Origin of the sequence: Microcoleus sp. PH2017_05_CCC_O_A (assembly GCF_020738785.1) — a bacterium.
Taxonomy (GTDB): Bacteria; Cyanobacteriota; Cyanobacteriia; order Cyanobacteriales; family Microcoleaceae; genus Microcoleus.
The window spans coordinates 1-8,756 of the sequence record NZ_JAEQCB010000189.1; the positions used below are offsets into that span (position 1 = coordinate 1).

At 45.2% G+C, this 8,756-nt stretch carries 12 protein-coding genes and 2 pseudogenes; 2 read left to right on the forward strand and 12 right to left on the reverse strand.

Features of this window, described 5'->3' with window-relative positions:
- The 8 genes from JGK20_RS30315 to JGK20_RS30350 form a co-directional block, all read right to left on the reverse strand.
- Window positions 1-285, reverse strand: a 285-nt coding sequence (locus JGK20_RS30315; protein WP_293199328.1) for a hypothetical protein, incomplete at its 3' end; no start/stop codon positions are given.
- Window positions 286-617: 332 nt separating this feature from the next.
- Window positions 618-1,259, reverse strand: coding sequence for an isochorismatase family protein (locus tag JGK20_RS30320; RefSeq protein WP_293233253.1), 642 nt, complete (start codon window positions 1,257-1,259; stop codon window positions 618-620).
- 168 nt (window positions 1,260-1,427) lie between these two features.
- Window positions 1,428-1,871 (reverse strand): DUF6640 family protein, encoded by a 444-nt coding sequence (locus JGK20_RS30325; RefSeq protein ID WP_293187073.1) that lies wholly within the window; start codon window positions 1,869-1,871, stop codon window positions 1,428-1,430.
- A gap of 191 nt (window positions 1,872-2,062) precedes the next feature.
- Window positions 2,063-2,965, reverse strand: a complete 903-nt coding sequence (locus JGK20_RS30330) for an AraC family transcriptional regulator (protein WP_293187074.1) — start codon at window positions 2,963-2,965, stop codon at window positions 2,063-2,065.
- A gap of 64 nt (window positions 2,966-3,029) precedes the next feature.
- The gene (locus JGK20_RS30335) at window positions 3,030-3,500 is read right to left on the reverse strand and encodes an SRPBCC family protein (protein ID WP_293187075.1); all 471 of its coding nucleotides are present in this window, start codon (window positions 3,498-3,500) and stop codon (window positions 3,030-3,032) included.
- A 244-nt stretch (window positions 3,501-3,744) separates the two neighbouring features.
- Entirely contained in the window at window positions 3,745-4,401 is a 657-nt protein-coding gene (locus JGK20_RS30340) for an SDR family NAD(P)-dependent oxidoreductase (RefSeq protein WP_293187076.1), read from the reverse strand.
- 177 nt (window positions 4,402-4,578) lie between these two features.
- On the reverse strand, window positions 4,579-5,139 hold the full coding sequence (locus tag JGK20_RS30345) for an antibiotic biosynthesis monooxygenase (RefSeq protein ID WP_293187077.1): 561 nt from the start codon (window positions 5,137-5,139) through the stop codon (window positions 4,579-4,581).
- 15 nt (window positions 5,140-5,154) lie between these two features.
- Window positions 5,155-6,072: an SMP-30/gluconolactonase/LRE family protein gene (locus JGK20_RS30350; RefSeq protein WP_293192178.1), complete on the reverse strand. Its 918-nt coding sequence runs from the start codon at window positions 6,070-6,072 to the stop codon at window positions 5,155-5,157.
- Window positions 6,073-6,255: 183 nt separating this feature from the next.
- Here JGK20_RS30350 and JGK20_RS30355 point away from each other — a divergent pair.
- Both JGK20_RS30355 and JGK20_RS30360 read left to right on the forward strand, forming a co-directional pair.
- Window positions 6,256-6,552, forward strand: a pseudogene (locus JGK20_RS30355) (helix-turn-helix domain-containing protein); the annotation flags it as partial.
- A gap of 75 nt (window positions 6,553-6,627) precedes the next feature.
- A pseudogene (locus JGK20_RS30360) lies at window positions 6,628-6,963 on the forward strand (response regulator); the annotation flags it as partial.
- 62 nt (window positions 6,964-7,025) lie between these two features.
- On the opposite strand, the gene JGK20_RS30365 reads toward JGK20_RS30360, so the two are convergent.
- From JGK20_RS30365 to JGK20_RS30380, 4 genes are all read right to left on the reverse strand, one after another.
- Complete coding sequence (locus JGK20_RS30365; protein ID WP_293207550.1) at window positions 7,026-7,418, reverse strand: VOC family protein; 393 nt, start codon at window positions 7,416-7,418, stop codon at window positions 7,026-7,028.
- On the reverse strand, window positions 7,415-7,744 hold the full coding sequence (locus tag JGK20_RS30370) for a TfoX/Sxy family protein (protein ID WP_293192183.1): 330 nt from the start codon (window positions 7,742-7,744) through the stop codon (window positions 7,415-7,417). Before JGK20_RS30370 ends, JGK20_RS30365 begins: the two co-directional genes overlap by 4 nt.
- Window positions 7,745-7,803: 59 nt before the next feature.
- Window positions 7,804-8,226 (reverse strand): ester cyclase, encoded by a 423-nt coding sequence (locus JGK20_RS30375; RefSeq protein ID WP_293192186.1) that lies wholly within the window; start codon window positions 8,224-8,226, stop codon window positions 7,804-7,806.
- Between the two features lie 94 nt (window positions 8,227-8,320).
- Window positions 8,321-8,756, reverse strand: a 436-nt coding sequence (locus tag JGK20_RS30380) for a GNAT family N-acetyltransferase (protein ID WP_293233255.1), incomplete at its 5' end; no start/stop codon positions are given.

The window sequence follows — 8,756 nt, forward strand, 5'->3', positions numbered from 1 at the left end:
CCCCGCGCCAATTAGCCCAACCCAGAACGCAGATCCGAGAAATGCAGCCAAACCCATTGAAAAGCGATCGCTGGTGGGACGCACTTTTAAAATTGCTAAAGCGGCACTTCCCAACGAGGCAGCCGCAAAGAAAGACATGGCACAGTGGAGTTTGGCGTGAGGCAACCAAGCCGGGTTGTTCATGTGACCGTTTGCTAACAAAACTGCATCAACTCCAATGGGTATCGTCAGGGTGGAAATAGCTGCGGTGATAAGCAACCATCTGGCGAGTTTTGCTCGATGCATACTGATATACCTCAGTTAAATTGTTAGGGAATAAGAAACGAGGCGCAACGAAACTATCGGGTTTGGCTAGAAAAAATACCTTGGTTATGGGATGAAAAGATAGACCTTTCTTGCGGAATATCTAGAATCAGTTAGGTGATTCTTGCGATTGTTCAAATCGATCGCAGCGTTCAGAATTAACTAAAGTTCTGACGCACTAAGACAGCTTCTGACCGAGCATCCTACTCGGTGCGATCGATTCCTATCGATTCTCGACCTTTTTCCAAGTCGATTGCGTATTAGCGGCGGGTCATTGACCGTGTTTCTCGGTTTCGGAGAATCGACCTCTAAAACTACTTCTGCAAGGATTTCCAGGTGTCCGACGTAAGTTGTAGCATAGACCACTCCGGCAGATGCTCGCGATAGATCTCCAGCAGTCCTTGTGCCGTCTTCTCGATCGCCCAGTCCTGTTGAAGTTCACAAGCCACACTGAGCCAGTTGGTTACCTTCACGCCGTATTGAGTCAGGTTGGCGGTTGAGGCTGCCAGCATCTGATTGCTATAGTTCCCCGAAGCGTCCATGACAAGTCGAACATCGTAGCCCTCCGCCGCCAGAGTCTTTGCGGGAATCCCAACACAGAAGTCTGCTGTGATGCCAGCCGCGATCACTTTTTTGCGACCAGTGACTTCGATCGCTTCTCGTATACGTGGATCGTGCATCGAATTGATTTTGGTGCGATAGATGGGCTGTACGTCGGGGAACAGCTCCAGTATTTCCGGTAGGAACGGACCCAGAGGCCCTGCGGGTCCGAACGCGGCAGCGGACATCACGACCGGAATGTTATGCAGTTTAAGCACTTTTGCCAGCGCGATGCAGTTGTTGCGAAGGTGAATTGGGTCAATATCACCGCAAAATAACATTAATCCTGCTTGGTGGTCAATCAGCAGCGCACAGGCATTTTGGTCGTCAAGCATCTCGAACTTTTCATAATTCATGGAGATTCTCCTTCTGTTTGAACGATCTATAAAGTCTGAAACTGAGCTTTGAAGTAGATGATTCTTGCGATTGCTCAAATCGATCGCAGCGTTTTAGAGTTCAGCCTCAGCCAAAGTTTTCCGGCTCTTTGAGAAAACCTTAGTATGTTCCATGAAATTTCACGAAATTCATGAAGATTTTTTCATTCGATTGCTTTCCGTGTAGTAGCAAATTCCCAAAATGATAAAAAATAGAAAATCCATGTGAACTTGTGTAATTGGGAAACCCCCTAATGAAAATGATTGAAGACCACCATATTCTGGGTCAGCGAATGCCGTTCCAGGATAGAGAATTGCTGGTGCCATTGCCATCCAGTAAAGAGCCGCAAATAAGCAAGACATCTTTAAGTTTTCAATGTCAGTAGAAACCTTGCGAAACCATAGAAAATAAAGCGATATAATCCCGCAAATAAGACCCAAAGTCATCGTTTGTCCGTTATGAAATTTGGCGTGTGGCGGCCAAAGTGGATTGAAAACATGAGTTTCATTGAAATCGGCTAAGAAGGGACTCAGGGAACTAATAACGGCTATGAGAGAGATGGCAAATCTACTTAAATTCAACTTTCTGCTCATTTTTGTCTCCTTTAAGCTAACCCGAATCGTTTTAGTTTGGAAGTGAAACGATAAAGTTCATCTTCCGCCGTACCTCAGTACGCAGTCAAGCCTAGCAAAGATTTCTGCTGACTCACGATCGCGTCAGAAAAAATCCGGATTAATCATTGATTCTTGCCCCATTTATTAGAATCTTGCTATGAGGCTGGACATCAAAAGTGTTTGCGATAGTTGCTAGGTGTTGTACCCGTCAAGTTCCGAAATTGGATTGTCAATTGATTTTGATTGGCAAAACCAACCCGATCGGCAATCATCGAAATTGGTAGTGGAGTTTTTTTCAATAAATGTTTTGCTGATTCGATTCTTTGCTCCATTACATATCGATAGGGTGATACACCGATCGATTGCTTAAATAACCGTGAGAAATAATATTGACTCATCTCTAATTCATCGGCGATCGCTGCAATAGTTAGATTTTCAGCTAAATGATCGTGGATATATGCGATCGCTCGTTGCATTTTCCACTTCGGCATCCCTCCCTGGTAGTCGCGCAAGGGTTTGTGCCAATCTGAATAATGCCTCAACAGATGAATTGAAAGTGCGATCTTCAAGGAGTCTACCAATAACTGACTGCCAAATCGAGCCTCTATAAGTTCTGCTGTCAGAGACTTGCCAATGCGATCGATGAATGTATCCTGCATTGCATAATGCGGAATGAGTTCGATCCGCTCCGTTGTAAATGATTCATAGGCAATTTTAGTCAAGCGATCGGGTTCAAGGGATAACACGGAAAAGGAGGCTTCTTGATTCCAACTGCTCCGATGCTGAACCATTGCCGGGACGATCGCAATATTATTTCCGCCGCCAATCTGCTCTTGCTGCCTGCGTCCATCAAACCAACGTTCTGTCTGAACCAAATCCGAACTGAGTCCGACAACCACAATATGTGTAGTGTGAGCGTATTCAGGTGATTCCCAAGCGGGTTGACAATGTTGTTGAACATGAATTTCATTCCAGCCCAAATTTTCGCTCGATCGCAGCGGCAATCGGGGGACAACTTTCATAACATCATCTTTCTGAGTAAAATCGATAGTTAAGGGCTGTTTTTCTGGCATTTTATAAACTCTGGATGTAAGGACTTGGATCGATTCCGAATGCGATCGCTGGTTAGGTCATATTCTACTCAATCAGTGCTTTCGATCGTTGCAGCGCATTATTCATATAGTTGCGCCAGAGTAAATTGGTAATCAACCAAAGGATTGGAACCGCTAAAACAGACCGTGCATTGAATGTATAACGCCACTCGATCGTAGTCTGACCTGATGAGTTGATACTAAACCACCACTCGCCATTCGCAGAAGTTGTAAGAAACCCCAGCACCCCAGTAAAACCGCTAACCGTGTAGCTAAAGTATCGCGGATGCTCATATTTTGTCAGTAGCTCTTGGACGGAGCTATTATCTGATAAATGTACAGTGCGGGTTTGCCCTGCGATGTCCCAATTTCCAACTTGGTTCTTAATCCCCGTGACAGATGGTAGCAGCCCATAACCTTTAAATATAGAAGTGAGGTCAATAGGCACAATATGCTCAAAAGCCGCTGTTTGACTAGCTGTAACGGTAGTCTTAATGGTTGCTGAAAGTAAGCTCATGAAATCTTCGCCTTTTTGTAATATCTAATATCAAATCTGTTTGCATCGGAATGATATAAACGGAGAAGACAGAGTCCAAGGCAGTGCCGTGTCCCTACAATTCATCGCGGTAGGGAAACGGCACTGCCTTGGACTCTATATCATTCCGATGCAGCCGGATTTGATATCAAACAGCTCTCCTGGACTTGTAGTATCCATCGTCTTTTGTAGTTGAAAAGTAGTTGAGGGTTGTCAGAAGAAATTATTATTTGTAAATCACTTCGACTTCAGAATCTGCTGACGATCGATTGTGTAGCGCAATATAAGATTTAGCGATCGCATCAGGATCGAAATGCGTACCGACTTCTACTGTGCCACAGATAGTCACAGTACCTACATGAATCCCAAACTCCTTCAATTCTTGAGCTAGACAAAATGTCAAACTCCTTAGCCCTGATTTGCCGATCGCCAAAGAGACTAAATCCGCATCTGGATATAATGCTAGACCTCCACCTGTGAGCAAGATTGTGCCTTTCTTACTTGTTTTCATCGCTGGAATCACCTGCTGTGCTGCAACCAAGGCACCAATGACATTCACATTAAAATCGGCGATTAACTTCTCAGGTGTTAGTTCGCTAGGCTTACCCATCGCCATCACGGCGGCATTATAAATCAATACTTCTGGATCTGCCAATTTGCGAATCTCAGTAAAAGCTTGAATTAAGGATTCTTGATTCCCGGCATCTGCTGCAAAGGTATAAACCGTATAGCCTGCCTGACGGAGTTCTTGAGCATTTACTTCTAGTTTTTCCAAATTCCGAGCCATGAGTGCCAAACTGTAGCCTTCCTTGGCAAATGCCTTGGCTACGCCCATGCTCACTCCTGCTCCAAATCCAGCGATCGCACATATCGGTTGATTCATTTTTTTACCCGAATTTACTTCAAAATTATCGGTGTGATAATGAGTGTCATCAACAGCTCAAATTCTAATGTTGCCAATCATCCTATCGTAGATAGCCTTGACATTCGATCGACTTTTGGCAATCCGTACAAAGTGGTTTCATCGTGACCTTAGTTCATGAATAAACTTAAGAGTATTCTACTTTGGATAGAGCCACTTAGCAAATAACTTTGTCACCCGTGGCATGATGATGTAGGTCATTAACGAAACCATGAAAGCTGCACCGATCGCACTGCGTAACAAAGTTGGCAATGGAAAAAGCAATTGATTTAAGAAGGGTGGAATGATGTTAATCAATGGAAAAATCACTAGCCAAGTAACGAGTACCATTTTGTAACGGGGCGGTGGCACGATCGCCCCTTGAATTGGCAAGGTAAACCATGTCTCTAACCCCGTCAGCCGTTGATACTTGGAATTAACAGTTAGCCGCTTGATTCGTTCCAAAAGCCGATGACGAATTGGAGAATTTTCCCAACTGGTCAAATTACTCAAATGGTCGAACTTGAAGACGATGCGATATTCTCGGTTGCTGCGATCGCTTGAACGGAAGATATTCACTCCCAAATGTCCTTCAAATGCCGCAGCAGCGACTAATATATCGCTCAAAACTCGATCGAATTCATCCTCACAACCAGGCTTGACTTGTTGCAGAATATCAACAGTTACTGGAGGATCGTCAGATTGATTCAATGGATTCATGCAAAAAACTTCCAACTAGATTAGCGGTAATCCTTCAGCACCAATTTCTAGACGTACAACTTTTGCCGACTCAATTCCTGATGGCAATGGATATGACATACCACCGTTGCTTACCACGTAAATACTGGTGCGATCGCGCCCAGTACGACCGAATGCTAAGGCTGTAGTTCCTGCCATTCCTTGTTCTGCTTCGGCGATCGTGGTTATTTTACCATCTGGTGTAATCTTGACCACACTGTTATAAATGTGTGTAGTGCCGTAGAGATTACCGTTGCGATCGAAGGCAAAGTCGTCAATGTTTACGCGATCGATAAAAATTGTTGGTTCCCCTGGCTCAGCATCTTCGAGAATCGGAATCCGAACAATATGCTGCTTTTGGGTATTCGATACATAAAGCACATTGTTAAAGATTTTGAGTCCATTAGCTCCGGGAATTTCTTGCTCTGCGGAGGTTCGCGCCAACAAAGGATGTTCGAGCCAAATGCGAGTGCTGACTTGGGCTACATCTAATTCCCAAATCGCACCTCGATAGGAATCAGCGATCGCATAGCGACTACCAGTCAAATGCGTGATTCCATTCAGGAAGATTGCATCTGGCATTGTTAGTAAAGTTTCTACTGAACCTTGAGATGAAACTTTAAAGATGGTGGAAATTCCGTCTTGATTCCAACCTGTCAGCAATAGTTCTGTTTCTGACAGAAAAGCTAGACCTGCTGCCTTACCTGAGATCGTGGCATGAGTTACGGGGATTCGATCTTGCCCGATGCGAACGATCTTTCCTTCAAAATGGTTGGCAATAAATAACGTATTGTCAGAGTCGATCGCGATACTTTCTAGAAATGTATTGGCAGGAAATTCCGCGATTTGTTGGCTTGGCACCAACTCAATGGGAGTGCTTTCAAAGATAGGCGGTAATCCAATTGGTGTAGACATTGCGATCGTTCCTTTTTCGAGTATAGTCAGACAATCCACAAGTTGGTCAGACACTGAAAAGAATGGACAGTGCGACGAGACTTCGATATTATTTGCGCGAAGGGCACTCACCCAACGCTGAATCGAGAGTAGCACAGTCACATCTATAGTTACCAAATGGATACTAATGGAAATGTTTTACCTATGAAATTTGGATGTCCAGTTGAGCTGACGATTGAACGCATTAGTGGAAAGTGGAAAAGTGTGATTCTGTGGTGGCTAAGGCAGCACAGGAAAAGCTTTGGAGAACTGAAACATCTTATTCCTGGAATCTCCGCAAAAATTTTGACGCAGCAATTGCGGGAGTTGGAAAAAGATGGTTTGATCGATCGAGAAGCCTATCGTGAGATGCCTCGACGAGTAGAATACTCCATCACGCCTTTAGGTGAAACTCTCAGCCCGATCATCGAGTTAATGTGTGAATGGGGAAAAAATCAACTGCCTGAATTTAAGTTTGGTTTACGGGATTTGACAGGCTTGCGCGTTCTTATTGTTAGTCCAGAAATGGGAGGTTTTTTGCGATCGGAACTGGAATCTCACGGGGTACAAGTAGCGATCGCTACCTCCACAATCGAGGCGCTACAGACTTTCGATCTAACACAACCTCAAGCCTTAGTCATTGACACAGATATGCCAGACGACCAAGTATACACGCTCGTTCATCAAATCAAAGAGCTGGAGTCAGCGCAAGGCAAGCAAATTGCCACGATCGCACTGATCGCTGTTGCAAGTTCTGGCGATCGTCGGCAAGCTCTTCGCTCTGGTTTCCAGATTTGTCTGACTCAGCCTGTGGATATCGCAGAATTAGTTTGCTCTCTAGCTAGTTTAACTGGGTCGCTAGTAGATAACTAAAGCAGCCCAATATTCCCAATCAACGCCGATTAAGTTTTTACGGTCGGTGTGCATGGGCGTTGTTATGCGCCGATCGGAGAACAAAGCTCAATTAATGATCCTTCTCTAGAACGAACATATGCAACCACTTGACCCCAAGGCTTTATGGTCGGCTCCTTGACAGAAACCGCTCCAGCAGCAATTGCCTTGGTATAGGCAGATGCTACATCATCGGCGACAAACGCCAGCTCAACTCCAAAGGGTGTAGCACTGAGATCGCTTTTTTGATAATGTCCGTCAAGATTCATTTCACCCATCGCATGGGAGGCAAAAGCAAGAACCGTTTCGCCCGTGTTCAACTCGCCATACTCGCCAGACTCATGCAAAAAGCGCGTTTCAAAGCCGAATGCCTCCTTGTAAAAGGTCAGTGCATCTGCAACCGACGAGACGTAGATAATGGTGTAACCAAATTTCATATTTTTGCCTTTTTGAACTTTGATTTCTTTGGTTTTGGGGCCGGAAGCTCACTTGCTGTCAAACGAATAAGATTCGACATCCAATGCCGATCGTCAAGCTGTTCTCCAATCAGAAAGTATGGTTTTGCACCTGGGTATGGGGGGGCTTCTACGATACTATCAATCATCGATCGCCCACCAGCAGTCGCCTTTATGAACAGTTGGTTATCGCAAACAAGCGCGACGACTTTCTCGTCGCAGTAGATCGCATATTCGCCAAACATTTTTTTGAAAGAGACTTGCCCCGCTTGGTTTATTTGATCCAGAATATATTCAACAAAGTTCAAGTCCGAGGACATATATTCTCCTAGCGAATGTAGACAACACATTCTCAAATTGCTGGAATTCAGGATTGAAGTTGTTGCATTAAACCTGCCGCATCGGAAACAGACCAATGTTCGGCAATTTTTCCGTCTCGAACGCGATCGATCCGGATTACGGATGTTGAAATAGTTTTACCTGTTGGTGGAGTGCCATAAAACGTGCCACTGTGTGTACCTTGGCTAGTGATATATGTCGCGATTCGATCGCCTTCGACAACCTGCTGCACGATCTCAATCTCGATGTCGGGGAAAGCGGAGAAAAAATCATCAAAGAATGAATCATGATAGATCCGCAGCGCATTAAGACCGCGATTGTCTGTTCCTAGCATCGCATGGTTTACACAATCTTCTGCCCAGAAATCTTTCAATGCCGAGAGATCGCGACCGTTCCAAACCACTTGGATAAAGTTCTGGACGATCTGCTTGTTTTTATCAGATTCGTTCATCGGTTTTTCTCCGGAGATTAGTCCTTAATAGGGCAGTATACAATTTCAAAAGTCTGAATGATTTTATCGACGTAGGCGTTGATTATGCAACAAGTTAGTTCAGCGCTTTACGGAAAACGATCTTGTCCTCGCCCGCCTTGTAGAACTCGCGGATTCGTGCTTCCTCGTCGTAACCGCTCTTGCGGTAGAACGATCGAACGTACTCGAAGCTCTCCAGTCCCGATGTTTCCACAAGTAGCACGCGATCGCCGCGCTGCGCTAACATCTGTTCGACGTGGGCTAGTAGTGCTGCACCGCGTCCTTGCCGCTGACGATCGGGATGGACGGCGATCAGATATAGATTCCATGTCCCATCGGTCATTCGTTCCGGCGCAACATACGCGACTCCCACCAGCCCGTCGTCATCGTCGGTAATCCAGATGTCTTGGCTGTTGGTTTCGCCGCCAAAGTGGTCTGCCAGCATTAGCGCGAGTTCTTCGGTTTCATGCGGCCCGAACAGTCCAGTTGCCTCAGCTAAGGCGATTAATGCG

Bases quoted from the DNA above. Each gene is read 5' to 3' on its own strand.
- JGK20_RS30320 (WP_293233253.1), bottom strand. From the start codon at position 1,259: ATGAATTATGAAAAGTTCGAGATGCTTGACGACCAAAATGCCTGTGCG.
- JGK20_RS30325 (WP_293187073.1), bottom strand. From the start codon at position 1,871: ATGAGCAGAAAGTTGAATTTAAGTAGATTTGCCATCTCTCTCATAGCC.
- JGK20_RS30330 (WP_293187074.1), bottom strand. From the start codon at position 2,965: ATGCCAGAAAAACAGCCCTTAACTATCGATTTTACTCAGAAAGATGAT.
- JGK20_RS30335 (WP_293187075.1), bottom strand. From the start codon at position 3,500: ATGAGCTTACTTTCAGCAACCATTAAGACTACCGTTACAGCTAGTCAA.
- JGK20_RS30340 (WP_293187076.1), bottom strand. From the start codon at position 4,401: ATGAATCAACCGATATGTGCGATCGCTGGATTTGGAGCAGGAGTGAGC.
- JGK20_RS30345 (WP_293187077.1), bottom strand. From the start codon at position 5,139: ATGAATCCATTGAATCAATCTGACGATCCTCCAGTAACTGTTGATATT.
- JGK20_RS30350 (WP_293192178.1), bottom strand. From the start codon at position 6,072: ATGTCTACACCAATTGGATTACCGCCTATCTTTGAAAGCACTCCCATT.
- JGK20_RS30365 (WP_293207550.1), bottom strand. From the start codon at position 7,418: ATGAAATTTGGTTACACCATTATCTACGTCTCGTCGGTTGCAGATGCA.
- JGK20_RS30375 (WP_293192186.1), bottom strand. From the start codon at position 8,226: ATGAACGAATCTGATAAAAACAAGCAGATCGTCCAGAACTTTATCCAA.